This is a genomic window from uncultured Thiohalocapsa sp. (assembly GCF_913063425.1).
GTDB lineage: Bacteria > Pseudomonadota > Gammaproteobacteria > Chromatiales > Chromatiaceae > Thiohalocapsa.
This window is the reverse complement of the sequence record NZ_CAJXYK010000017.1, coordinates 26,653-50,336: the sequence shown is the minus strand read 5'-3', so window position 1 is coordinate 50,336 and position 23,684 is coordinate 26,653. Positions and strand designations below refer to the sequence as shown.

Annotated in this window: 19 protein-coding genes and 1 riboswitch; of the genes, 6 read left to right on the top strand and 13 right to left on the bottom strand. The window is 69.5% G+C overall.

Annotation, left to right across the window (positions count from 1 at the left end; genetic code table 11):
* Positions 1–95: 95 nt before the first annotated feature.
* From QZ607_RS11320 to QZ607_RS11280, 9 genes are all read right to left on the bottom strand, one after another.
* The gene (locus QZ607_RS11320) at positions 96–1,544 is read right to left on the bottom strand and encodes a lipid II flippase MurJ (protein ID WP_295882728.1); all 1,449 of its coding nucleotides are present in this window, start codon (positions 1,542–1,544) and stop codon (positions 96–98) included.
* The gene (locus QZ607_RS11315; protein WP_295882725.1) at positions 1,541–2,980 is read right to left on the bottom strand and encodes an O-antigen ligase family protein; all 1,440 of its coding nucleotides are present in this window, start codon (positions 2,978–2,980) and stop codon (positions 1,541–1,543) included. The genes QZ607_RS11320 and QZ607_RS11315 overlap by 4 nt, the downstream gene beginning before the upstream one ends.
* Before the next feature lie 20 nt (positions 2,981–3,000).
* Positions 3,001–4,104, bottom strand: a complete 1,104-nt coding sequence (locus QZ607_RS11310; protein ID WP_295882723.1) for a glycosyltransferase family 1 protein — start codon at positions 4,102–4,104, stop codon at positions 3,001–3,003.
* A complete protein-coding gene (locus tag QZ607_RS11305; protein WP_295882722.1) occupies positions 4,101–5,531 on the bottom strand; it encodes a beta-galactosidase in 1,431 nt (476 codons plus the stop codon). The genes QZ607_RS11310 and QZ607_RS11305 overlap by 4 nt, the downstream gene beginning before the upstream one ends.
* Positions 5,528–6,712, bottom strand: a complete 1,185-nt coding sequence (locus QZ607_RS11300) for a glycosyltransferase (protein ID WP_295882721.1) — start codon at positions 6,710–6,712, stop codon at positions 5,528–5,530. Before QZ607_RS11300 ends, QZ607_RS11305 begins: the two co-directional genes overlap by 4 nt.
* Positions 6,712–8,715 (bottom strand): hypothetical protein, encoded by a 2,004-nt coding sequence (locus QZ607_RS11295; RefSeq protein WP_295882719.1) that lies wholly within the window; start codon positions 8,713–8,715, stop codon positions 6,712–6,714. Before QZ607_RS11295 ends, QZ607_RS11300 begins: the two co-directional genes overlap by 1 nt.
* Positions 8,716–8,839: 124 nt before the next feature.
* Positions 8,840–9,910 (bottom strand): glycosyltransferase family 2 protein, encoded by a 1,071-nt coding sequence (locus tag QZ607_RS11290; protein ID WP_295882718.1) that lies wholly within the window; start codon positions 9,908–9,910, stop codon positions 8,840–8,842.
* Positions 9,911–10,057: 147 nt separating this feature from the next.
* Positions 10,058–11,488 (bottom strand): polysaccharide biosynthesis/export family protein, encoded by a 1,431-nt coding sequence (locus tag QZ607_RS11285; protein ID WP_295882787.1) that lies wholly within the window; start codon positions 11,486–11,488, stop codon positions 10,058–10,060.
* A gap of 781 nt (positions 11,489–12,269) precedes the next feature.
* A complete protein-coding gene (locus tag QZ607_RS11280; protein WP_295882716.1) occupies positions 12,270–14,429 on the bottom strand; it encodes a malate synthase G in 2,160 nt (719 codons plus the stop codon).
* Between the two features lie 242 nt (positions 14,430–14,671).
* On the opposite strand from QZ607_RS11280, the gene QZ607_RS11275 reads away from it, so the two are divergent.
* Together QZ607_RS11275 and QZ607_RS11270 are read left to right on the top strand one after the other, a co-directional pair.
* Positions 14,672–15,193 carry a hypothetical protein gene (locus QZ607_RS11275; RefSeq protein ID WP_295882713.1) on the top strand — a complete coding sequence of 174 codons (522 nt, stop codon included), beginning with the start codon at positions 14,672–14,674 and terminating at the stop codon, positions 15,191–15,193.
* 98 nt (positions 15,194–15,291) lie between these two features.
* Positions 15,292–15,792: a nucleoside deaminase gene (locus QZ607_RS11270; RefSeq protein WP_295882711.1), complete on the top strand. Its 501-nt coding sequence runs from the start codon at positions 15,292–15,294 to the stop codon at positions 15,790–15,792.
* A 24-nt stretch (positions 15,793–15,816) separates the two neighbouring features.
* On the opposite strand, the gene QZ607_RS11265 is transcribed toward QZ607_RS11270, so the two are convergent.
* Positions 15,817–16,770: a TIGR00730 family Rossman fold protein gene (locus QZ607_RS11265; RefSeq protein WP_295882709.1), complete on the bottom strand. Its 954-nt coding sequence runs from the start codon at positions 16,768–16,770 to the stop codon at positions 15,817–15,819.
* A gap of 1 nt (position 16,771) precedes the next feature.
* A complete protein-coding gene (locus QZ607_RS11260; RefSeq protein ID WP_295882708.1) occupies positions 16,772–17,350 on the bottom strand; it encodes a hypothetical protein in 579 nt (192 codons plus the stop codon).
* 215 nt (positions 17,351–17,565) lie between these two features.
* Positions 17,566–17,661: riboswitch (TPP riboswitch) on the top strand.
* 84 nt (positions 17,662–17,745) lie between these two features.
* Here QZ607_RS11260 and thiC point away from each other — a divergent pair.
* The 3 genes from thiC to QZ607_RS11245 are packed head-to-tail and all read left to right on the top strand — an operon-like array spanning position 17,746 to position 19,983.
* Positions 17,746–19,644: a phosphomethylpyrimidine synthase ThiC gene (gene thiC, locus QZ607_RS11255; RefSeq protein ID WP_295882707.1), complete on the top strand. Its 1,899-nt coding sequence runs from the start codon at positions 17,746–17,748 to the stop codon at positions 19,642–19,644.
* Positions 19,645–19,649: 5 nt separating this feature from the next.
* A complete protein-coding gene (locus QZ607_RS11250; RefSeq protein WP_295882706.1) occupies positions 19,650–19,793 on the top strand; it encodes a hypothetical protein in 144 nt (47 codons plus the stop codon).
* The gene (locus QZ607_RS11245) at positions 19,762–19,983 is read left to right on the top strand and encodes a hypothetical protein (RefSeq protein ID WP_295882705.1); all 222 of its coding nucleotides are present in this window, start codon (positions 19,762–19,764) and stop codon (positions 19,981–19,983) included. The genes QZ607_RS11250 and QZ607_RS11245 overlap by 32 nt, the downstream gene beginning before the upstream one ends.
* Before the next feature lie 21 nt (positions 19,984–20,004).
* Here QZ607_RS11245 and QZ607_RS11240 read toward each other — a convergent pair whose 3' ends face one another.
* Together QZ607_RS11240 and QZ607_RS11235 are read right to left on the bottom strand one after the other, a co-directional pair.
* Positions 20,005–20,826, bottom strand: a complete 822-nt coding sequence (locus tag QZ607_RS11240) for a hypothetical protein (RefSeq protein ID WP_295882704.1) — start codon at positions 20,824–20,826, stop codon at positions 20,005–20,007.
* A gap of 988 nt (positions 20,827–21,814) precedes the next feature.
* Positions 21,815–22,750 carry a Uma2 family endonuclease gene (locus QZ607_RS11235; protein WP_295882703.1) on the bottom strand — a complete coding sequence of 312 codons (936 nt, stop codon included), beginning with the start codon at positions 22,748–22,750 and terminating at the stop codon, positions 21,815–21,817.
* A 352-nt stretch (positions 22,751–23,102) separates the two neighbouring features.
* On the opposite strand from QZ607_RS11235, the gene QZ607_RS11230 reads away from it, so the two are divergent.
* Positions 23,103–23,678, top strand: coding sequence for a Uma2 family endonuclease (locus QZ607_RS11230; RefSeq protein ID WP_295882702.1), 576 nt, complete (start codon positions 23,103–23,105; stop codon positions 23,676–23,678).
* Positions 23,679–23,684: the final 6 nt, after the last annotated feature.

The following is a 23,684-nucleotide window of genomic DNA, read 5'->3' as shown; positions in this document are numbered from 1 at the left end:
GGTTTTCCGGTTCCTGCATTTCCAGCAGCCTACGCGCCTGACAATGGCGCGGCGTCCTGCCCCGCGCGGGACACGCCGAATACTTCGGCGTTCCCCTAGGCGCCCGGGTCCAGAAGCCGCAGCCGCCGGGCGCCCAGCCACAGCAACAGCCAGCCGGCGCCGGCGAAGAGCCCGGCCTGTAGGACCGCCACCAGCAGGGCCGGTGATGGTATGCCCGCAGCCCAGGCACCGGCCGAGAGCACCAGCAGCCCCTGAATGGCGACGAAAGCTGCCCAGCGGACTGCCCGCAGCTCGGCAGGCGCAACGGACAGGAGGAGCCCCATGGACACCGCCGCACCGACCAAGGCCCCCAGCGGCAGGCTGATCAGGCCGAGCAGCGGGAACGCCACGAGCGTCGCCAGCAGCTGCGCAGCGGTACCCAGCAGTTCCAATGTCGTCGGCTGCATCATGCGGCCCTGCGCAAAGCACCAGCGCACCAGCAGCACGTTGAAGCCCGCCGGCACCAGGCCGATGGCGAGCACCCGGAGCAATGCCGCCAGCGCTTCGCCGTCGCCGGCATCCGCGCCCGGCAGCAGCACCGCAGCCGTCCCGGCCCAGCCGGCGAGGGCGAGCGCCACGGGCAGGGCCATGATGGCAAGCCAGGACAATGCCGTTGTCAGCTGCGCCACGGCCGCATCGGCCGCCGGCGCATGGAGCTTGCTTGCAAACCGCGCCAGGGCCACCTGACCCAGGCTGTTGATGGCGATGGCCGGTACGCCGATGAGCTTGCGGGCGAGATTGAGCAGGGCGACGCTGCCCTCCGGCAGCAGCGACCCCAGTACGCGCTCCAGCAGCACCGCGGCCTGCGCGGCCCCGGCACCGAGTCCAAGGGGCAGCAGCCGCAGGCCGAGATCCTGGACGTAACGCCAACGCAGCCGAAGCACGCCTGGGCGCCAGCCACGCCGCCAGACATGCGGCAGCAGCACCACAGGCATGAGCACACTGCCCAACACCAGCGACCAGGCGAAGCCCTGATGCCCCGCGCCCGCACCGCTCAGGACCAGGTAGGCAACCGCGGGAAGGTTGAACAGCACCGAGCCGAGCCCCGCCAGCACGAAGCGCTGATCCGCCTGATGCACCACGGCCAGCAACGCGTGCAGGAGGAGCCCCGGCAGACACCAGGCGGCAATGGCCAGGGTTTCGCGCCCGAATCCCCTATCCGCTGCATCGAGCCCCGGGCCGATCAGTGCGATCACCGCTCCGGCGGCCAGATGCAGCAGCAAACCCAGCGCGACTGCAAGACTCATCAACGCAACGCCCTGGCTCGCCAGCCAGTCAGCCGCGCTCGCCTGATCCCTGTGCAGCAGCCACAACGCCATGGCTGCCGAGGACACGAGCCCGGAGGCAAGGATGAGCCGCAGTGCTTCGGGCAGGAACAGCGCCACCAGCAGCGCATCCGTGGCGCCGCTGGCACCCCACCGGCCGATGATCAGCAGCTCCCGCGCCAGCCCGAGCACCATCCCCGCGGCAAGGCACAGTGCCAGCACCAGCCCCGAGCCGATCATTCCACTGCAACGCTCGATACGCCGGGCATCTGCCGGCCGTCGGGGCCATGCACCGAGTGCGCGGACCAGCCGTGCGCGGCGTGCCCGGTGCCCGCCGTGTCCTGCGCCTGCCGAGCCCCGGGGGCGCTGCCCCGCGCGGCGGACAAGGCGAGACCCATGACCGTCCAGAACACCGCGACGGCCACGGGGCTGAAGCTGAAATAGTGATCCACCGGGCCGGTCAGCAGCGCCGCCAGCCCGCCCAAGCGCAGCCCCATGGCGAGGCCCGGCGCACCGACCGCGGGCGTGCTCGTCTCCCGCCACCAGGCGATGAGCACGGCGATGAACAGGAACATCGCCGGCAGCCCCAGCTTGTACATGTAGTTGAGCCAGAGGTTCGAAATGCCGAGCAGACCCGAGCCCGGCGGCGGCGGATCGCTCTTGAAGCCGATGCCGAGCGGATAGCGCGCCACGGCTTCGGGGAACAGTCGGTATTCCTCGAAGCGCAGCTGCGTACTCTCGTTCTGCGCGGAAAACATCTTGCCGAGACGCTCCTGCACCGGCGGATACACGGCCACGAACAGCACCGCGAGCAGGCTCGCCAGCAACAGCAGCCGCCGCGCAGCAACGCGTCCGCGCACCGCCAGAGCTGTCAGCACCAAGCCGAGGGCCAGGATCGCGCCACGGGAGATGCTGAGCAACAGCCCGGCGACGCCGAGCAGCGTGACGGCCCAGAGCACTGCCCGGCCACCACCGCGGGCCGCCACCTGCAGGAAGACGGCCACCGGCAACAGCAGCGCAAGCATGCCGCCGAGCAGGTTCGGATGCACCCAGGGCGAGCCCATGCGCCCGGCAGTGCCGGAGAAGATATCGAGCATCGCCTCGGTATGCACATAGCCCAGGCTCTGGAGCACCGGGAGCATTGCCAGCGGGTCAGGGTCCGCAAGAAACACCGGGATGGACAACAGCAGCATGGCAGCCATACCCAGGACCAGCGCCAGAGCGACGCCGCGGATGCCGTCCTCGCTGCGGAACAGGATCCCCACCAGGAAGAGCGTGGACAGATTCAGCAGCCAGCGCAGCCAGCTCACCAAGCCGCTCGGGCCGGGCATCGCCAGCTCGCCGTACAGAAAGGGCACGACGCTGTAGCCCATCAACAGCAGCAGCAGCCACTCGGTGCGGCCCCAGGGCGGCAACCGCAGGTCGCGGGGAGCGCGCAGCAAAACGCCGAGCCAGGCGAGGGCGAGCAAACCCTCGCTCAGGGTCAGGCGGATGCCCAGCTCAATGCTCGTGTAGGGCAAGGAGACGGCACTGAGCGCGAACAGCACGAAGGTCACCCGCGGGGCCGAAATCAGCACCGCCAGCAACGCGATTCCCGGCAGCAGGACCGCGCCCAGCGGCAGGGGCAGCAGCACCAGCCCCGCCGCCGCGAGCAGAGCGAGCAGCCCGCCGGCCACGACCGGTGCGCCGTCCGCCCTCACCACTGGGCCGCCAGCTCGCTGACCCGCGCCCGGAATGCCGCTGCCCCGTGGCGCGCGGCCCAGGCCATGAGGTCGGCCCGCGGCCCACTGCGCGCCGGCTGCGCGGCGAGCGTTCGCATCAGGCACAGCATCGCCTGCTCGTCATAGGGTGAGCAGCGCGGCGTCCCCGGAGGCACGATCTCATCCAGCGCCGTGCCGCAGGCCACCGCCACCGGCGTGCCCTGGGCCATGGCCTCCACCACCGGCAGGCCAAAGCCCTCGGCGAGCGCGGGGTGCCACAGGCAGTCGGCCTGCCGGTACAGCCAGCACAGCTGCGCGTCGCTGACATCGCTCAGCAGATGCAGGCGGGCACCCGCTGCCACGCGCAGCGCCGGCGGCAGATCGCCCGGGCCGGCAACGATGACGAGCTCCGGCAGCTCGGCTCCACCTGCAAGCCAGGCCCGCACCAAAGCGGGGACGTTCTTGCGCGGCTCGGCCGCCCCCACCACCAGCCAGAACCGGGCCGGCAGCCCGACGCCGATGCACCCAGGATCAGGGGCGGGAAAGTCAGTCACCTGATTGGGCAGGACCTGCATGCGCAGCGCGGCGGCCGGAAAGCGCTGCCGGCACACCTGCACGTTATAGTGCGACGGCGTCAGCAGCACATCCGCATGCCGCACGGCAACGCCCTGGCTCCAGCGCAGATAGGGCGCATAGAGCAGCCGCTCGCGCCAGGACCGATGCTGGCGCCGGTGGGTGATGGCAAAGAAGTCGTGCACCCAGGCCACGCGGCGCAGCGGTCGCTGCAGCGGCGCCGGAATGCCGCAGTTGGCCGTGGTGACGAACACGTCGATGCGGTCGCGGGCGAGCACCGCAGGAAGAAATCGATGCTCGAACCACAGGCGCCGATGGGGCCGCTGCAGACGCCCGGGCACGGACGGCGCATCCGGGCGCACCACGGGCCAGCGCCCAGGGGTCGCAGGGCCATCGGTGTAGAGGATCAGTTCCTGCCCCGCTGAATCGCTCAGCGCATCCACCAGCGCCCGCACCTGCCGCGCAATGCCGGAGTACGGCGCGGCCGTGACGGCCCGATAGTCGATGCCGATGCGGCGCCGGGTCATGGTCGTGCTTCCCGCGGGCCCGGTGCCGGTGCCGGCGCGCGCTCCAGCTCGGGCGCCGGCGCGGGTGCCGAAGCGGGGAGCTCCAGCACCTGGAAGCGCTGGGTCAGACGGACCTCCCGATCCTCCGGCGGCAGCGTCTCACGCGTGCCCTGCACCGGATCGTGCAGAACGGCGGCGCCGCTCCCCGCCAGGGTGAGCGTCTGCGGCTGCGGCCCCCAAAAGAAGACGAGCCGCTTACCGTCGGGTTTGCGCCAGGCATAGGCGTAGTTGGCGGCTGCGACGGTGAGCGGCGACGACACGGGCGCGAGCCGGTCGCCCGTGAGGGCCAGTAGGCGCTTCAGCGCGTCATAGCTGGGCTTCGGGCTGCCGTCGCGCCTGAGCAGCCCGTAGAACCGGTCCCGTGGCGGCACCCGCTCGTCGAGGTCCGTCAGCGCGAACCAGAACACCCGGTCGAAGTCCGCGCGCATCATGAGCGCCAGGCGCCGCAGCAGGTAGTCCGCCTGATCCGTTTCGTCGATCAGGCTCTGCCACACCTTGGGGCCGGTATAGGTGGACCAGCCGAGCTCCGTGGCCCAGATGGCTTCCACGCCGGCGCGGCGCAGCCAGCTGTTGACACGATGGCTGCGCGCGAGGAAACCGTCCGACCCGCCCATGGCCGTATCACCCTCCGGCTTGTCCGTGTACGGGTGATAGGCGACCACATCCACGAGATCCAGGATGCCCTCGCGTTGCAGCGCCTCCAGCATCAGGCCGCCGCGTTTCGGCATCTGGCTGAAGTAGGCCATGCCACCGAGCACGAGCCGGCGCGTCGGTGCCGCGTGCCGCAGGGCCGCGACACTGGCGGCGACGAGCTCGCCGTAGGCAGCCGGGTCCTCCTGCGGCTGCCAGAAGGTGTGGATGTTCGGCTCGTTCCAGATCTGCCAGCAGCACACCCAGGGGTAGCGCTCCGCCAGCGCCACCATGCGTGCCGCGAACTCGCTGTTGCTGCGCGGCGGGTAGGGGTCGATGAACGCCGCGCCCGGCGGCGCCGTCGAGGCGAACCGCGCGGAGCCCACCAGGTACACCACGGGCTCGATGTCCGCGGCCCGCAGCAGCGCCATGAGCCGGTCCAGCGCGGCAAGATCGAATTGCCCCTCGCGCGGCTCCAGGTGATACCAGTGCAGGTCCAGGCGCACCCACTTGAGGCCGAGGGCCTTGAGCCGCTCCACCTGCCGCCGTTGCGCGGCGGCATCGAAGAACAGAAAGGGCGTGTTCACCCCGAGGAATTCGGAAAAGACTATGGACCTGCGCACCTCCGGCGCGTCGGCAACGCCAGCGGATGGGCGCCAAGGGAGCCACACCAGCGCCGCAAGCAGCGCCAGGCCCAGCGCCGGCACCGGCACACGCAGCCGCGAGCGGCGGCCTTTGACACCGCCGCGACGGCTCATGGCCGCACCCCGGGCTCGGCCAGCACCTCGGTGAACATCCGCTCGAAGCGCGCCGCCACCTGCGCCCAGGTGCGCTCGCGGGCGAGGCGTGCGCTGGCCTCGGCCCAGGCCAGCGCCCGCTGTGGGGCCTCGGCCAGCTCCGCCAGCGCCGCGCCCAGCGCGGCGGGGTCACGCTGGGGCACGGCGGCGCCGTTGCCATGGCCCACCTCCCCAGCCAGGGCCCGGGCATCGCTCACCAAGGCGCCGCGACCACAGGCGACTGCCCAGCCCAGGGCCCCGCTGGCGCCGAGCTGGCGGCCGAGCAGCGCGAGCTTGCGGGAATCCCGATACGGCAGGGTCAGCACATGATGGGCTGCCACCAGGTCTGCCAGCGCGGCGGCGGGGATGTCCGTCAGCACCTGAACCTTGTCGCCGAGTCCAAGCTCAGCGACGGACGCCCGCAGGCGGGTGGGATAGTCCCCGCGCATACGCAGCAGCAGTGCGGGCCTGGAGCCACCGGCGATGGTGAGCTGAAGCCGGTCCAGCGCCGCCGGGGCCTGGCGCCGCAGCCAGACCAAGGCATCCAGCAGGTCCTCGATGCCCTTGCCCGGATGCAGGAAGCCGAAGCACAGCACGCGCAGCGGCAGCAGCGCCGGTGGGGGCACATAGGGCACCGCAGCGACACCATGCGGAATGACGCTGACGCGCGCCGCCGGCAGGCGGGCCCAGCGGCGCAGGCCCGCGGCGCCGGCCGGCGTCAGCACCACCAGCCGGTGCAGCGCCCCTGCGGCTGTGCGCTCGCGGCGGCGCGACAGGGGCTCGGTGACCAGCACCAGGCCCTGCTGGAGCACCCGCGGCAGCCGCTCGAAGCGCCCGAGCCCCCAGCCGCGCCAGGCGAGCCGCTCCGGATCATGCACGGTGGCTGTGATGGGACGCCCTTGCCTGAGACGCAACAGCTCGCGCAGCAACAGAAAATGGCGCACGCGCCCGCCGCCGAGCTCGAAGTGGTACAGGTCCACGGGCGCCGCCGCCAGCTGGCGCGCTGCACCGCGGATGCCGCGAGCGTCGGCGCGCGCGAAGTCCCGAGGCAGGTGTGCCGCGACCTCCAGGCCGCGCTCGCGCAGCGCCGCGGCAAGGGCCTCGGCATAGTCGGCGATGCCGGAGGCCTCCGGGGGCACGGGGCCGAGATGGGCGATGCGCATCAGACGCGCGCCTCGGCACCGCCGGACCGCGGCGTCCCGGACCAAGGCCCCGAGGTCCCGCGGACGGCGGTCACCACGGCGCCACGGAAGCGTTCCCCGCCGGCCTGCCGCAAGAGCTGACGTGCCGAGGCAACCTCGGCGAAGGTGCTGTGATCGGCCCGAACCACCAGGATCAGATCGTCGCAGTGGCGCCAGCGCCGCAGCTCACCGGGCGCAGCGGCCGCAAGCGGCGGCAGAACACCGAAGTGCAGGGTGCCCGCCGCGGCGGGTACCGGCCCCGTCACCACCTGCGCGGATACGCCGGCGTCGGTGCACAGGGCCGCCAGTGCTTCCGCCGGCTGCGCCGGCGCGACGTCGAGCCGCCAGGCGGCAAACCCGATGCAGCGCCCGGACGCCGGCACCTGCGCCGGATCGAGTGCGAGCCAGAGGCTGCGGTAGCCGACCAGCCCGGCGTCGGCGTCCGACTCGGCGGCGGCGGGAATCTCTGCCAGCACCGGGATATCGAAGGCATGCGCCAGCGCCCGAGCATCGCGCACACGCGGGTCCGCCACGGCGGTGACATACGCCGTGAGCCCCATCACCGCGAGCAGGACCAGCGGTGTGGCCGCCAGGATGGGCAGGGTGGGAGGGAAGCTGCGCCCAGGATCAAAGCTCGGCGGCTGCAGCACGGCCACGTTGGAGATGCGCTCGCGGTCGAGCGCATCGTCGACTTCCGCCTGCTGCAGCGATGCCAGGTACTTCCAGTAAAGGTCGTTCTCGGCGCCGAGGCGACGCTCCAGCAACTCGACCCGATCCTGAAGCGCGATCAGCCGCTCACGCTCGGCGACCAGTTGCACGAGCTGGCGGTCCTTCGTCTTAAGCTCGGCGCTCTGGTGCGCGTGCGCCACCTGATGCTGCTGGAGCGAAGCCGTCAGGTCCTGCGCCAGCGCGTTCGGTGCGAGACTTTCGGTGCGGGTGATGCGCTCCGGCTCCGAAGCCAACCAGGACTGAAGCTCCGCGAGGCCCGCATCCAGGCGTCGCACCGCATCCGCCTCGGGCTCGAAGTCGTGCAGCAGCTCCCGGCGCTCAAGCCGCGTGCTCAGGATCTCGCGCCGCAAATCCTCCACGGCGGGGTTCAGGTCGCGCTCACGCCGCTCCACAACTTCCGCCGGCAGCGTCGCCAGACGTGCCCGGATCTCCGTGAGCCGCGCATCGATGCCCGCAAGGTCCGCGAGCAGGTCGTCGCGCTCGGTTTCAAGGCCTGCTATGCGCTCACCGAGCGCGCGCACCGCCGCGCCGGCATCCAGCGCCCCCATGGCCTGACGCAGCGCCGACAGCTCGGCCTGGAGCCCGGCCAGCCGCTGCTCACTGGCATCCACGCGCTCGCGGTAGAACGCCCGCACGCTGTCGCGCTCCATGAGCTGGGCACGGGCGGCCAGGAACTGCTCCACCCAGACGTCCAGGATGGCCTGCGCCGATGTCGGATCGCGCCAGGAGAAGGACAACTGCAGCACTTCGGAGCCGTCCTCGTAGCCGACACCCAAACGGCGCGACAACCGCTCCTTGAGCGCCTGCTCCGGCGTCACCTGGTCCGCAAGCCGCAGTGTCGCCAACACGCCTTGCACGGCGTCGGCGATGCCGCGCAACACCGCCTTCACGCCGGCACGCAGTCGCCCGAGGAGCCCCGCTGGCGCATCCGCTGCCGCCAAGCCGTCGCCGATCTGCGCCGCCACGGCACTGACCACACGGTCGCTGGTGATCAGGGCCTTCTCGTCCAGCATGTCATCGCGCAGGCCAGTGGGTGTGCTCACCACCGGCCGGTTCATGATCTCGACAGGCAGCGCCACGTCCTCCCGCCCGGGCTTGATCAGCAGACTGGCGTTCGAGCTGTAGCGCGGCGGGACGACCAGCAACAGGAGCGCAACCGCCACCAGGAACAGCATGCCCGCGAGCAGCATCGGGCGCCGATAGAGGGCCAGCAACCGCAAGCCGTCGTCGAGCGACTGAAGGGGAGGCAGGATCATGCGGCTCAGTCCCGGGAACCCGTCAGTGCCGCCGGCGGCAGGGGCCGCCGGCGCAGCCTTGCCCGCGGCATGCGCTTGCACGTCGTCCGCACGGCTGTGCGCACCTGGCCCATGCACGCACCGCCTAGACCCACGGCTGCGAGGGCCGCTCGACACCCGCGCGACGCCAGCCGCGCGCCCTCGCCCAAAACTGCGGCTGCGCGCTCAGGCACCGTCGCAGTGGGCGTGGCAACAAGCGGTAGTGCCGGCCCGTGCGATAGCCCACCCAGCGGACGGCATTGCGCATGATCGCAGCGGGAATCAGGAGCGCACGCCCGGACATCCACAGACCCCGCAGCTCGGTAACGACGAAAGCCCGGCCGCGTCCCTCCAGATTGCCGGCGAGCGCCCGATACCACGGCGCCCGCGCATGCGCGACACCGATGTCGAAGTAGCGGCGGAGCTCCTGATGCAGGCTGTAGTTATGGCTGTGCGCCACGCGCGCCTCGGCGACATAACAGAGCGCATGGCCGGCGTGCAGCATCTTTGCAGCGAAGAGCGTGTCCTCGCTGACCGGTACATCCTCAGGAAAACCGTTCAGCTCCATGAAGGTGCTGCGCCGATAGGCCGCGCAGGCGTTGGACGTGAAGAAGGCACCGATGCCGAGACTGGGCACGTCCCGCCACGCCACCAAGCGTGAGACCGCCGGATAATTGAAGCTGCGGGCAAAGGCCGCCGCCGGCGTTGCATAGGCGTGGGGCACCTGCCGGGCAAAGGCATGACCGATGCGCGGATCATTGAACGGCGCGAGCAGATGCGCCAGGAGCCGCGTGTCCAGCGGCACGGCATCCTGCGTCATGAAGATCAGCACATCGGCCTCCACGAGCCGCGCCGCCAGGTTTCGGGTGCGCCCATGACCGAAGGCCGCACGCGCGATGACATGCACCCGAAAGCCGGCTGCACGGCAGCGTTGCGCCGTGTCGTCATCGGACTGCGAGTCGAGGATCAGGATCTCTGCCGGGGCGGGGTCCAGGCGCGACAGGGCCGGAATGAGGCGATCCAGATAGGGCGACGCATTGAGCGTGGGCACCACAACGGCCACCGAGAGGGCTTGCGCGATGCAGTCCGCCGGTGCGTCGCGGCCGTCGCAAAGCGCGTCGCCGACCTCCGCGGGTACCGGACAGTGCGGGGGACAGTGCGGGCTGCTTATCGGCATCGTGGCCATCACCACCTCTGCGCACCCGCTCGGCGCCGCCAGGCCGCGGCCCATCCGCCAGCGCCGGAGGATGCGCCGCGACCGGGCCCTCCGCAGGTGCCGCCGGAGCTGCCCGCGACAGCTGCATGACGTAAGCGTGCACACATGTCATTCGCCGCCTGCGGTCGGCACACTGCGCGCGTGCACCGGACCACGACGCAACGGCTCGGCAGACGGGGAGCGGCTGGACGCAGCTGACTGCCCCTGGGCTCGACCGAGGCCCTGCGGAGCGAACTGCAGCGGGATACGCAACACGTCGCCGGGCTGCACCATTGTGGTGTCCGTGGCGGCGATGGTGCGCAGGGTGTCGCCGTCGGCGCGCAGAATCACGGCAGCGGGCATCTCGCCGGCACCGTCGCGCAGGAGGTCGGCCAGGGTTGCCGTGCCGCTCAGCTTCGCCAGAAAACGGGTCAGTTCCTGAATCGTGATACGCAGCCCTGCAATCGCGTCGTCGACCTCTTTCAGCTCCTGCTGCACGGTCATGGCGCGATCCGCGCTCAGCTGAATGATCTCCTCATCCAGCACGGCCTGCTGCTCCCTCGCCTTGGCGATGTCCGCCGTATGCTCGCCCCGCTCGCCGCGAAGGCCTGCCGCCAGGCGCCGCAGGCCAAGGATATGCGTCTTCGGCACGACGATGCCTTTGGCCGTATTGACCGTCCGGATCTCCTCTTCGATCAGTTCCAGCTGCTCGTCGGCCGCCATGATCTGGCGCTCATGCGCTGCAATCTCTTCATCGAATACCGCCTTGCGCTCCTGCCGCGAGCCGATGCGCGCAGCGAGTCCCTGTGTGCGCTCGGCAAGCAGTCTTTGCTGGGCGGCAAGCGCTTCCCGCCGCCGCACGGCTGTGAGCAGATCCGCCGCCTCCTGCGGCACCACCAAGGTCTCCACCGACCCCATTTCCACTTCCAGGCGTGCCTTGCGCAGCAATTCGACACCGAGCGAGTCCATGGCCTGGGCCAGCCGCTCGCGCGTCCTGGCCAACTCCGATTCGACGTAGAGGTTGTCCTGATCGATGGTCTTATGGCCGCCGGCGAGGGCGACGGCCTGCATCACCATCAGACCTTCGCGAAACTCATAGGCCCCGGGCGCATTGACGTCGCCCGTGACGTAGAAGGGCCGCATCTCGACGATCTCGACCCGCGCGCGCTTGGCATCGGTGTCGCGCTTCAGGCTCAAGCGCGCCGTCATCCGCTCTCCCACCTCCGCGGTGGTCAGGCCCAGTACGGACAGCTCGCCGAGGCCGGGCAGATTGACGACCCCCGGCGCTCGCACCTGGGCGGTGCCGGACAAGTCATCCCGCTCATGCACGGAGACGGCAATCCGGTCGCCGACCCCTAGGGTGTAAGGCGCCGGCTCTGCCAAGGCGCCCGTGGCGAATACCTGCACAATCGCGAGGAGCGACACTGCAGCAGGATGAGGATTTGTTGACACAAACTTCGGTCGGCTCAATCCGATCTTGATTAAGGTAATGACTGATCCCGAGAAACACGGCCACCACCATTCCTTTGGGGAATGAACCGCCACGCACGGCACCGGCATCTCCACGAGAAATACGCAGGTGCCATCCCGACAAGCGCCCAAGTCTACCGATCTCACTTCCACATCAAGGTGCGCAATCCGGGAAACGACTAAAGCAACGGCAGAGCAAGCGCTTCCGCTTACAGTTGCCGGTGCAATGCCCCGTCGGAGCCTCTCCTCAGGTCTGGTGACCCTGGGCGGACACCGATGCACTGCGCCGGCTTTCAATGAGGGCTTTGAGCAGGACAACAGGGCCGCTGCTCAGGCATCGGCCCACCGCTGTGCTGGGCCGCCGGTGCCATCGCCCCAAGCGCCAATGCATCTACAGCGTATGCCGCACACGGCAGGTTGACACTCGCCGTTATCCTGACTGTGTAATAGGGGGAACCCGTATTTATCGTCAGCCTTAACACCCAAGCTGTTTCAATATCCTGCGGGTGGGTGTTGCGCTGTCCGTGATCGCGGGGAACATCCGCCACGGCAGGCCGGGACGGCACGCTGAAACGGCATCTCCTCAGACGGGGCTCAGGGGCGGATAGGACGCTCGGCGAGGTGACCTCGTCGGCGCAGCCGAGTCACGGTGCGTACCGGAGCGCGGGCAACCGATGCCGGCCTACGTGCAGCGGCACGTCAGCCGGCGCTCGTGCACCTGTGCTCAGTGGGGGGATACAGGCCGCCGGCGTGGCCGGCGGCCCGCAGCGACGCTGGTGCGTGGCTGCAAGCCATCAGCATGGGTCTCCGTTGCGGAGGCCCGGTCGCTGCGGGGACGCCGAATGCACGTCCCGGCGGGAGATGGACGGCGTCAGCCCTGTGCCTTGCGCTCGCGCCGGCGGCGGTGCAGGGCGGGCTCGGTGTAGCCGTTGGGCTCGGCGCGCCCCTGGAAGATGAGATCGCAGGCGGCCTGGAAGGCGATGCCGTCGAAACCGGGGGCCATGGGCGCATACATCGGGTCGCCCGCGTTCTGGCGGTCCACCACCTCCGCCATGCGCTTGAGGGTGGCCATGACCTGGTCCTTGTCCACCACGCCGTGGTGCAGCCAGTTGGCGAGGATCTGGCTGGCGATGCGCAGCGTGGCACGGTCCTCCATCAGGCCGGTGTCGCTGATGTCCGGCACCTTGGAGCAGCCGATGCCTTGGTCGATCCAGCGCACCACATAGCCCAGGATGCCCTGGCAGTTGTTGTCCAGCTCCTGCTGGATGTCCTCGGCGCTCCAGTCGGCCGGGTCGGCGAGAGGGATGGTCAGGATGGTGTCGAGCTGCGCGCGGCGACCGTCAGCGGCGAGCTCAGCCTGGCGCGCGGCGACGTCAACGGCGTGGTAGTGCAGCGCATGCAGCGTGGCACCGGTGGGCGACGGCACCCAGGCGCAGTTGGCACCGGCCCTGGGGTGGCCGATCTTGGTGTCCAGCATGGCGCGCATCTCGTCCGGCATGGTCCACATGCCCTTGCCGATCTGCGCATGGCCGCGCAGGCCGCAGGCGAGGCCGACATCCACATTCCAGTCCTCGTAGGCCAGCAGCCAGGGTGCGGTCTTCATGGCGCCCTTGCGCAGCATCGGGCCCGCTTCCATGCTGGTGTGGATCTCGTCCCCGGTGCGGTCCAGGAAGCCTGTGTTGATGAAGATGACCCGCTCCGAGGCGCGGCGGATGCACTCCTTGAGGTTCACCGTGGTGCGCCGCTCCTCGTCCATGATGCCGATCTTGAGGGTGTTCCGCGGCAGTCCCAGGGCATCCTCGATGCGCGCGAACAGGTCCACCGCGAGCTGCACCTCGTCCGGGCCGTGCATCTTGGGCTTGACGATGTAGACGCTGCCGGCACGGCTGTTGCGCACGGACCCCAGACCTTTGAGATCGTGCATGGCCGCGAGCACCGTCACCAGGCCGTCCAGGAAGCCCTCGGGAATCTCCTCGCCGTCCGCCGTCAGCACGGCGTCGGTGGTCATCAGGTGGCCGACGTTGCGCACCAGCATCAGGGAGCGCCCGGGCAGGGTCAGCTCACCGCCGCCCGGCGCGGTATAGACCCGGTCCGGATTCAGACTGCGCTCCATCATCTTGCCGCCTTTGCTGAAGCTGGCGGTGAGATCGCCGCGCATGAGCCCGAGCCAGTTGCGATAGACGCCGACCTTGTCCTCGGCGTCCACGGCGGCGACGGAGTCCTCGCAGTCCTGGATGGCGGTCACCGCCGACTCCAGCACCACGTCCTTGACCCCGGCCGGGCTCCTGGCGCCGATGGGGTGCGTGCGGTCGATGGCGAGCTCCACGTGCAGGCCGTGTCTCTCCAGCAGCACGGCGGTGGGCGCATCGGCGGGGCCCTGCCAGCCCGCGAGCTGCCCCGGGTCCACGAGCGACGCGTCGCCGGCGAGCAGCCGACCGTCCTCGACCCGATAGCCCGCCACGGCGCCGTGGGAGGCGCCGCCGGTGAGGGGGAAGTGCTGATCGAGGAAGTCCACGGCGGCGGCCACCACGCGCTCGCCGCGCACCGGGTTGAAATCACCGCCGCGCTCGGCACCGCCGTCTTCCGGGATGGCGTCGGTGCCGTAGAAGGCGTCGTAGAGGCTGCCCCAGCGGGCATTGGCGGCGTTCAGTGCGTAGCGGGCGTTGTTCACCGGCACCACCAGCTGCGGGCCGGCGATGGTGGCGATCTCCGGGTCAAGGTTGGCGGTGGTCACCGCAAAGTCGGGCCCCTCCGGCTCCAGGTAGCCGATATCCTGAAGGAACGCCTTGTACGCGGCCGCATCGATGGGCTGCCCACGGCGCTCGCGGTGCCAGGCGTCGATCCGCGCCTGCAGCGCATCGCGGCGCTCGAGCAGCGCCCGGTTGCGCGGCGCGAGCTCGCGCACGATGTCGGCGAGGGCGGTCCAGACGGCATCCGGCTCCATGCCGGTGCCGGGGGCGATCTCGTCGCGGATCAGGTCATGCAGGGGCGCGGCGACCTGGAGGCCGCCGACGGTGATACGGTCGGTCATGCTTGTTTTGCTCCAGCCGGTGGTGGGTCGGCTCGGGGATTGCCGAGCATCCCGCTAGGATTCGCCAGAATCTGGGCCGGACGCAATATCAAAGGGATAAATTATCTCAAGCCAAGCCATACACTGAGTCAATGCTACGCCGTGGTCCGCTCACCAGCGACAGATCGACTTGGAAAGTCGCCGGCGGGTTCTAGCGGGGGTATCCTCAGCCTGACGAAGTCCAACTCATGGGAGCATCAGACATGACTGACGAGAAGGCCAAGCAACCGACGCCGGTGATTGTCGGAGATCGTAACGACCTCGAATACTACCGGGTAGTACGAATGACGCTGAGCAATCTGGATAGCGTCCGACTCCAAGCAAGCACGGCCGGACTGACAATGTCAGCCGCGTTCCTCGGCGTCGGATATGCAGCCTGGCGACACGCGCCTGAGATACGGTTGCTCGGCCTCCCAATCGACCTCGGCGCGCTACTTGCAATTGCGGCCTGTGTGCTGGCGATAACTACTGCCGAGCAGTTTCTGCGCAAGATTGAGCTCTACAATGATTTCATCAAGGAAAGTGTCGATGTAGCCAGTATGCTGGAAAAGAAGCTCCTCGATGACGAAAGTTACCGCCTAACGGCCCGCTTCGAGACCAAAGCCAGCGCAGGTGCCAGGGGCCTACCCCTATTCAAGAAATCTCTCTACATGTTGCTAGCTCTGGCTTGTTTTGGAATTCTCATCGCCAGCGTTAAACTTTTCGACACCTTCGGCCTGGTTTAATCATGTGTGCGCAACAAGGTTTAGTCGTTTTTCGGCCGCCAGCGTGGCTTAAGGACCAAGCCGCTAGCTACCAGCCTACGCTGGACATTGAAAGCCAAATGGAATTCGTGATCGATGTTGCGGCGAGGAATATCGCTGAGCGCACCGGCGGGCCTTTCGGTGCCGCAGTGTTCGAACAGGATTCCGGGCGGCTGGTATCTTTGGGCGTCAACTTGGTAACAACTCAGAAATTATCAATTCTTCATGCCGAGATCGTTGCGTTGAGCGCCGCGCAACGATGCGTTGGCGCATTCGATCTCGGCGCGCCAGACCTCGCGAGCCATCAACTAGTGACCAGTACAGAACCCTGCGCCATGTGCTTCGGCGCAATACCTTGGTCTGGCGTTCGCAAGGTCGTCACGGGAGCGAGCGATTCGGACGCTCGGGAGATCGGCTTCGACGAAGGACCAAAAGTGGCAGACTGGGTAGGCGCACTAGAATCTCGGGGGATTTTAGTCACCACTGACGTACTCCGCGACCGCGCTCGCGAGGTGTTGATCGCCTATCGGGACAGCGGTGGAGAAATCTACAATTCCCGGGCTGATCGCGACACTTCGTAACTTGCCAAGCGATGCTCTGCCATCTCAGCGAGCGAAATCCGACCAACAATCCTGTATAGCAGTCCACGCTTCATCTGCACACTCAACGAATCGAACCAGCTCCCTGTCGGCAGCCGAAATGGTACCCTCTTCAACCATCGCGTCGAAATCAACGATTCGATGCCAATATTCTCGCCCAAACAACACCACGGGTACCCGTCGCACCTTCCCCGTCTGAATCAGTGCAAGCGTCTCGAACAACTCGTCAAGAGTACCGTAGCCACCCGGAAAAACCACCAACGCTTTAGCGCGCAAAATAAAATGCATCTTACGCACTGCGAAGTAATGAAACTGGAGGGTCAATTCCGGTGTAACGTATTCATTTGGACGTTCTTCCCGAGGCAGCATTATCCGGAGTCCAATGCTCTTGCCACCGGCGTCGAACGCGCCGCGGTTGGCGGCCTCCATGATGCCGGGCCCGCCGCCGGTGACCACCACGTAGTCGCGGTGGCCGTTGCGCTGCGAGACCCGGGTGATCATGGCGGCGAGCCGCCGGGCCTCGTCGTAGTACTTGGCCTTGGCATGAATGCGCCGGGCGACCGCGGCGCGGCGGGCCAGCTCCGGGTCGTCGGGTGCCGCCGCGGCGGCATCCTCGGCGGCACGCAGCCGGGCGCGGGCCGCCTCGGGCTCCGGGATGCGGGTGCTGCCGAAGATGACCACGGTGGAGTCGATACCGGCCTCCTGCTGCACCAGCTCCGCCTTGAGCAGCTCCAGCTGCAGGCGCACGGGCCGCAGCTCCGCCCGACGCAGGAAGTCGATGTCGGCGTAGGCCAGCCGGTACGACGCCGAGGCCATCTGCGGACTCTCGAGGCTCGGCTCCTGGGTCGGCTCCTCGGCCGCACTGGGCCAGGGACTCTGCTGGTGCCCCTGGTGGGCGTCGTGGCGATCGCCGTGCTCGGCGTGCAGCCCGGGATGCTCTGGGGAGGCAGGTGCGGTCATGTCAGCCGGCGGTTTGGCTGTTCGCCTCGTCGGAGAGTCGCTGCTGGAGCTCGTCGATCTCCGTCTGCATGCCCTCGGAGAGCTGGTCCCGCAATCCCTTCAGCTTGTCGAGGATGCCCTGGGCGGAATTGAGGTCGTTCTCGCGCAGGTAGTCCTGCACCTCGCCGATCATCTCCTCCGCCCGCGCCTGGGTGCTCTGGGTGAGCTCAGCGGTCTTCTCGGAGGCGGCCTGGGCCGCGGCGGCTGCGGCGGCGCTCGCCTGCTCCCCGGCCTGCTTGAGGCTCGCGGCGGCTTCGCCGGCCTTGGCCTGCACGCTCTCCATGGCGCTGCCGGCGGCGTCCGCGGCGGCCGCACCGGCCTGCTCGCCCGCCTCCCGGAGCTTGGCCGCTGCGGCGGCAGCCTCGCGCTGGGCGGCCTCCAGCCGGCTCGGCTCCGCGACGGCCGTCTCGGCTGCGTCCGGTGCTGTTTCGGCAGTTTCCTCCATCTGCGTCGTCTCTTCGCCTTCGCCGCAGCCGCCGAGCGCCAGTGTCAGCGCGACGGCGACGGGGGCTGCGAGCAGCATCAGTGGTGTGACTCTCATGATCGTCCTCCGGTGATTCGGTTTCGTTCGGGGTCGCCGCGCCGGCGCGCGGCGGGCGCGGCAGGCTAACGCACTTCTGTGACGCAGACATGACCGGCAGAGCGGGATTCCACGCCGCTGGTGCAGCTCACATGCGCGCGGGCGGCTGCGCGCCCAAGGATTGACCATGGCAAGCCGCGGTTGCAATCCATCCACCCTTTGGCTAGCGTGCGGCGCAGTCCTGCTGGGGGTGCCCGCTGTAGGTGGGCTGAGACAGTCCCTTTGAACCTGATCCGGTTGACACCGGCGTAGGGAAGCCTGGACGCACCGCGGTCACTCCCAGCCCGCCCCTGCGCCCTGCTCCCCGCCGCAACCGGCCTGCCCAGACCTGGGCACCCGTGCCGCGAGGAGCCGACATGAGCGCCATTCCCGAAGACTTCGTCACCACCACCGCCCGGCTGTCCGACGCGGTCACCCGCCCCTTCCCCGCCGCCACCAAGTGCTATGTCACGGGCTCGCGACCCGACATCCGGGTGCCCATGCGCGAGATTGCGCAGACGCCGACCCCCACCGGCGAAGGCGAAGGCGCAGAAGACAATCCGCCCATCTTCGTCTACGACACATCCGGCCCCTACACAGACCCGGCCGTGTCCATCGATCTGCTCAAGGGCCTGCCGGATGTGCGCAGCGCCTGGATCGACGAGCGCGGCGATACGGCATGGCTCGACGGTCCCACGTCGCAGTTCGGCCGCCGCCGCCAGCACGACCCGGCACTCGCGCACCTGCGCTTCGAGCACCTGCGCACACCCCGCCGCGCCAAGCCCGGCTGCAACGTCACGCAGATGCACTACGCCCGCCGCGGCGAGATCACGCCGGAGATGGAATACGTCGCCATCCGCGAGAACCTGCGGCTGGATGAGCTGCGCACCGACCCGCGCTACGAGAAGCTGCTGCGCCAGCAGCGCGGCCACTCCTTCGGCGCCAGCCTGCCGGACAGCATCACGCCCGAATTCGTCCGCGACGAGATCGCCCGCGGGCGCGCCATTATCCCGGCCAACATCAACCACCCGGAACTGGAGCCGATGATCATCGGCCGGAATTTCCGGGTGAAGATCAACACCAACATCGGCAACTCGGCGACGACGTCCAGCATCGAAGAAGAGGTCGAGAAGATGGTCTGGTCCGCCCGCTGGGGCGGCGACACCCTGATGGATCTGTCCACGGGCAAGAACATCCACGAGACCCGCGAGTGGATCCTGCGCAACGCGCCCATGCCCATCGGCACCGTGCCCATCTACCAGGCGCTGGAGAAGGTGGACGGTAGGCCTGAGGAGCTCACCTGGGAGATGTTCCGCGACACCCTCATCGAGCAGGCCGAGCAGGGGGTGGACTATTTCACCATCCACGCCGGCGTGCTGCTGCGTTACATCCCGCTGACGGCGGACCGGGTGACGGGCATCGTCTCCCGCGGCGGCTCGATCCTGGCCAAGTGGTGCCTGGCCCATCACCAGGAGAACTTCCTCTACACCCACTTCGCCGAGATCTGCGAGATCATGCAGGCCTACGACGTGTCCTTCAGCCTCGGCGACGGCCTGCGCCCCGGCAGCATCGCGGACGCCAACGACAAGGCCCAGTTCGCGGAGCTCGAGACCCTGGGCGAGCTGACCAAGTTCGCCTGGGAGCAGGACGTGCAGGTGATGATCGAAGGCCCCGGCCATGTGCCGCTTCAGATGATCGAAGAGAACGTCACCAAAGAGCTGAAGGACTGCTTCGAGGCGCCCTTCTACACCCTCGGGCCGCTCATCACCGACATCGCCCCGGCCTACGACCACATCACCTCCGGCATCGGTGCGGCCAATATCGGCTGGTACGGCACCGCCATGCTCTGCTATGTCACGCCCAAGGAGCACCTGGGTCTGCCCAACAAGCAGGATGTACGCGACGGCATCGTCACCTACAAGATCGCCGCCCATGGTGCGGACCTCGCCAAGGGCCTGCCCGGCGCCCAGGTGCGCGACAACGCGCTGAGCAAGGCGCGCTTCGAGTTCCGCTGGGAGGACCAGTTCAACCTGTCCCTGGACCCGGACCGCGCCCGCGAGTACCACGACCAGACCCTGCCGCACCAGTCGCACAAGGTCGCCCACTTCTGCTCCATGTGCGGCCCGCACTTCTGCTCCATGAAGATCACCCAGGACGTGCGCGACTACGCCCGGGCCAAGCAGTTGGAGGACGCCGGGCAGGCCATCGAAGTCGGCATGCAGGAGAAGGCGGAGGAGTTCGTGCGCGAGGGGGCGCGGATCTACCGGGAGATTTGACGCCAATGGCCAACCGTGCCGCCAACGGTCATGCGGCGGGCGCCCCGTTCGAGCATTACGGGGCCCTGCAGAGCACCGACGCCATCGCCCATGCCAGTGAGATCCCCGACTTCGTCCGTGCTGAAATGGCCGGACCGGGAAACGGTTGATGCCGCGGCGCGCCGCTGGGCCCGGCAACAGGCGGGCGCGCATCCGGAGCTGATCCCCAAGAAGATCACCCAGGACGTGCGCGATCCCGCCCGGGCCAAGCAGCTCGAAGACCCCGCTCAGGCCATCGACATGGGGATGCAGGAGAAGGCGGAGGAGCTCGTCAGCAGCGGCGCGAGCCGAGGCTGCTGAAACAGCCGGCAGCCGGCGCTCTCAAGCGCCCGGCGCCCGCTGCCCCAGCCGCAGCTCCAGCACCTGCGCGATCTGCTCGATGGCGGCGTTTGCGGGCGCGCGTGGGCCGAGCGCGATGCCGTCCAGGTCGCCGGGCGGGTAGCGCGCGGCGATCTCGCGGGTGCGGCGGCGGCTCGCGGTGCCCTGCATCAGCAGCGCCGCCAGCAGCTCCGCCATCAGCCGGGTGCCGGCGCGCTCCAGGCAGCGCCGGCGCAGCGCGGCGGCGAAGTCGGCCGGCAGCTGCGCCCAGTCCTGCGCCAGCCGGGGCGCCAGGTGCTGCGCGGCGAGGTCCGCATCGAGCACGACGCACAGGTCGCGCAGCGCCAGCGCCTCGTGCAGAAAGCGCCCGGCGATGCCTGCCTTGGCCGGCGGCACCGGCCCCGGCGCGTCCAGCGCCCCCTCGAAGGCTGCGAGCAGCAAGGCCAGGCGCGCCGGCAGGCCCGAATCGGCCGGTGCCGCCTGGTGCCAGTCGGCGAGGGCCGCGAGGTAGAGCGTGAAGCAGCGGGCCGCGTCCGCCGGCAGCACCGCGGCGGGCGCGTGCAGGGCCGCGTGCAAGTGCCGCCATTGCGCCGCCAGCGGCGGTGGCGTCGCCGACGCCGCGCCGGCGGCCGGCGGGGCCGATGACGCCGGCTGCTCGGGCGCGAGCCCGGCCAGGTCCAGCACCCAGGGCTGGTCCAGCCGCGGGCGCTGGTCGGCCTCGTCGGTGGCGGCGGCGCGTTGCCGGGCCAGGGTCGCGGCACGGTTGCGCGGCTCCCGGCCGGCGGCCTGCACCAGCGCGTCCAGCGCGGCGCCGTCCGGCGACACCAGCGCCAGCGCCCAGGCCGGGCCACGGCCGCGGGCGGCGAGCCGGTCCTCGCCGCCCGCGTCGGCCGCTGCCCTCGTGGCCGTTTTGGTAGTAGTAGTTGCCAGTCAGCGTCGCTGTGGTGTGGTGATCCGGCGCGGCCGCGTCGCGCCAGATGGCGAGGCCAATGCGCCGATTCCCGCCCCAGTCGCCGCCCCGCACCGCGAGCCCGATGCCGGCCTGCACGACCAGCCCGCTGCGGCAGCCCTCGGCGCCGCCGCCGTCCACGCGGCAGCGGTCGCTGCGCTGGAGGTGGATGCCGTGCAGCCGCAGTCCGCCGCCCCGGCAGCGGCAGCCGGTGAGCGCTACGTCTTGGCTGTCGCGGACGTGGATCAGCGCCGCGTCGGTTTGCTCCGGCGCGTCGCGCGCGTCCAGGTCCGGCAGCACCGAGACCAGGGTGAGGTCGCGCAGCTGCACCCGCCGGGCGCCGTCCACCAGCAGCGCGCTGCCGTCGCCGGCCCATTCCAGCACCGCGCCGGGCTCGGCGCGCAGCCGGATGCCGGCGGGCACCCGCAGCGTCTCGGTGCCCCGGTAGCGGCCGGCGGCGAGAATGACCTCCGCGGCCATCGCAGTGGCGGCAGGCGCAGTAGGCGGATCGGGATCGCTATCGGGATCGCTATCGGGATCGGGATCGGGAGCGGGATCGGTATCGGGATCAAGACCGAGAAGGGAACCCCGATAGAAATCAGTCGCCGGATCGCCGCCCGCATCGGCCCCGGCACCCACCGCGGCCACACGCCCCGCCTCGGCCAGCGCGGCGGCAATGCCGGCCCAGCCCTGCTCGGGCGTGCGGTGGATGCGGGTGCGGGGCGGCTCGGGCCGTGCGTCCTCGGCCATTGGTGTTGCGGGGCGTGTTCCGGGGGATGGTCCGGGGGGTGTTCCGGGGTTCGGGCGCCGGTTGGTGAGGCACCATTGTCATCCGGGGATGGCCTAGGGAGAGTGCCTGACCCGTCACTTATCGGCAGCGGCCCGCAGTCGCGCAAGCTCGGCCTCGGCCTCCGCCCGGGCGGCCGCCTCGCGACGGGCCGCGGCGAGGGCCTCATCGCGCTCCCGGGCAACCGTATCGCGCTCGCGGGCAGTCGCATCGCGCTCGCGGGCGGTCGCATCGCGCTCACGGGCGGCCGCATCGCGCTCGCGGGCGGTCGCATCGCGCTCTCGCTCGGCCTGCTCGCGCGCCTGTTCGGCACGGGTCCATTCCGGCAGCACGAAGCCGCTGTAGACCGGGTCGCGGCGCATGGCATCGGGATTCGGCCGGCGCATCAGATCGCTGACGCGGAACTGAAAGCCCGGCAGCACCCGCGAGCGCAGCACGCGGTCGTCGCCGCTGCCGTGCACCGGCAGCGGTGCGTAGACGCGCCCGGGGGTGAGGCCATAGAAGGCCAGGTTGCCGTGCTCGCGGTGCAGCACGTGGTATTCGGGCACGCCGCCGGCGGCATACTCGGCCTTCTTCACCACCAGATCACGATGGACATGGGCGGGCTTTTCCGTGGACAGGGCCTCGACGCAGAGGTCGAACACCCCATGGTAGGAGCTGTCCTTGAGGTCCAGCGGCACCGGATTGTCGGCGAGGACCACGGCCAGGTCCGGCTTGCGGATCACCGTGCCGGTGGGGAGCGCCAGCCGGAAGCCCATCTCGAGCGCCACCACCTCGCCGATGGGCTGCTGCCGCAGGTAGTGCCGCAGCAGCTCCAGGTACCAGAGATAGACCTGAAAGGTCTCGAAATCCGACACCGGCTTCTCCTCCAGGCGGCCGTCGTTCCACTCGTAGCTGACATCGCCGGCGTCGTACCAGTCCTCCCAGTACTCCGCTTCGCTGACCAGCCGGCCGTCGGCGGACCCCGCCTCGGGGGACGCGGTGGATGTGGCTGATGCGGGAAGATTGTTCATTCGGATCCACCCCGTGGTCGCTGAACCTTCAGAGCGCCGAGCCTAGATGAGGCAAGTGGATACTGCAACGGAGCGCGAAAGGCACGCCCCTCGGGCGATGCGCCGCGCTCCGTGGCCATGGCGCTGTCCCCTGCGATGCGTCAGCATGGGCGGGCAGTGGAGGCCCTTGGGCTGCCAGTGTGCAGGGGGCAACCGTGCCCATGCCGCCGCATGCGACGGCGCGCCGGGTCGCGGCGCCGCATCACCCCAGGGCGCCGTCGCAATGGGCTACACTGGCCCTCGACCATGCCGGAGCCCGTGCCCACGTCAGCGGGCCGGGCGTCATCGGTCGTCCTGCACCCAAGCGAGCCCTATGGCAACCACCGCCCAAGACCTGATGCTGCGCCATCGCCACCGCTATACGGTAGACGACTACTACCGCATGGCGGACGCGGGCATCCTGTCTCCCGATGCGCGCGTGGAGCTCATCGACGGGGACGTGATGGAAATGCCGCCGATCGGACCGCCGCACGCGTCGATGGTCACGGAGCTGCAGAACCGCCTGATGCGCGCGGTCGGCGATGCCGCGGTGGTGCGGGTGCAGAACCCGGTGCGGCTCGGTCCGCACGACGAGCCGGAGCCGGACCTGGCGGTCGTCACACCGCCGCTCGCGAAATACCGGACACGGCATCCGGAACCGGCCGACATTCTGCTGCTGATCGAGGTCGCCGACAGCAGTCTCGCGCTGGATCGCGACGTGAAGCTCGCGCGCTATGCCGCTTGCGGTATCCCGGAGGCGTGGCTGGTGGACGCACAAGCGGGGACCATCCTGCGGTGCCACGGCCCAGGACCGGACGGCTACCGGAGCAGCCGCGCGCTGCATGGCGAGCGGACCGTGCCGGTTCCGGGGCTGTCGGACTGCTTGCTGGACCTGGCAAACCTGGGCTGAGCATTG

Excerpts from the sequence above, each read along its gene's own strand:
- QZ607_RS11280 (WP_295882716.1), bottom strand. The coding sequence starts at position 14,429 with ATGACCGACCGTATCACCGTCGGCGGCCTCCAGGTCGCCGCGCCCCTG.
- QZ607_RS11295 (WP_295882719.1), bottom strand. The coding sequence starts at position 8,715 with ATGATCCTGCCTCCCCTTCAGTCGCTCGACGACGGCTTGCGGTTGCTG.
- QZ607_RS11265 (WP_295882709.1), bottom strand. The coding sequence starts at position 16,770 with ATGACCGCACCTGCCTCCCCAGAGCATCCCGGGCTGCACGCCGAGCAC.
- QZ607_RS11260 (WP_295882708.1), bottom strand. The coding sequence starts at position 17,350 with ATGAGAGTCACACCACTGATGCTGCTCGCAGCCCCCGTCGCCGTCGCG.
- QZ607_RS11270 (WP_295882711.1), top strand. The coding sequence starts at position 15,292 with ATGGAATTCGTGATCGATGTTGCGGCGAGGAATATCGCTGAGCGCACC.
- QZ607_RS11230 (WP_295882702.1), top strand. The coding sequence starts at position 23,103 with ATGGCAACCACCGCCCAAGACCTGATGCTGCGCCATCGCCACCGCTAT.
- QZ607_RS11300 (WP_295882721.1), bottom strand. The coding sequence starts at position 6,712 with ATGCGCATCGCCCATCTCGGCCCCGTGCCCCCGGAGGCCTCCGGCATC.
- QZ607_RS11285 (WP_295882787.1), bottom strand. The coding sequence starts at position 11,488 with ATGCCGGTGCCGTGCGTGGCGGTTCATTCCCCAAAGGAATGGTGGTGG.
- QZ607_RS11275 (WP_295882713.1), top strand. The coding sequence starts at position 14,672 with ATGACTGACGAGAAGGCCAAGCAACCGACGCCGGTGATTGTCGGAGAT.
- QZ607_RS11235 (WP_295882703.1), bottom strand. The coding sequence starts at position 22,750 with ATGAACAATCTTCCCGCATCAGCCACATCCACCGCGTCCCCCGAGGCG.
- QZ607_RS11290 (WP_295882718.1), bottom strand. The coding sequence starts at position 9,910 with ATGCCGATAAGCAGCCCGCACTGTCCCCCGCACTGTCCGGTACCCGCG.
- thiC (WP_295882707.1), top strand. The coding sequence starts at position 17,746 with ATGAGCGCCATTCCCGAAGACTTCGTCACCACCACCGCCCGGCTGTCC.
- QZ607_RS11250 (WP_295882706.1), top strand. The coding sequence starts at position 19,650 with ATGGCCAACCGTGCCGCCAACGGTCATGCGGCGGGCGCCCCGTTCGAG.
- QZ607_RS11320 (WP_295882728.1), bottom strand. The coding sequence starts at position 1,544 with ATGATCGGCTCGGGGCTGGTGCTGGCACTGTGCCTTGCCGCGGGGATG.
- QZ607_RS11305 (WP_295882722.1), bottom strand. The coding sequence starts at position 5,531 with ATGAGCCGTCGCGGCGGTGTCAAAGGCCGCCGCTCGCGGCTGCGTGTG.
- QZ607_RS11310 (WP_295882723.1), bottom strand. The coding sequence starts at position 4,104 with ATGACCCGGCGCCGCATCGGCATCGACTATCGGGCCGTCACGGCCGCG.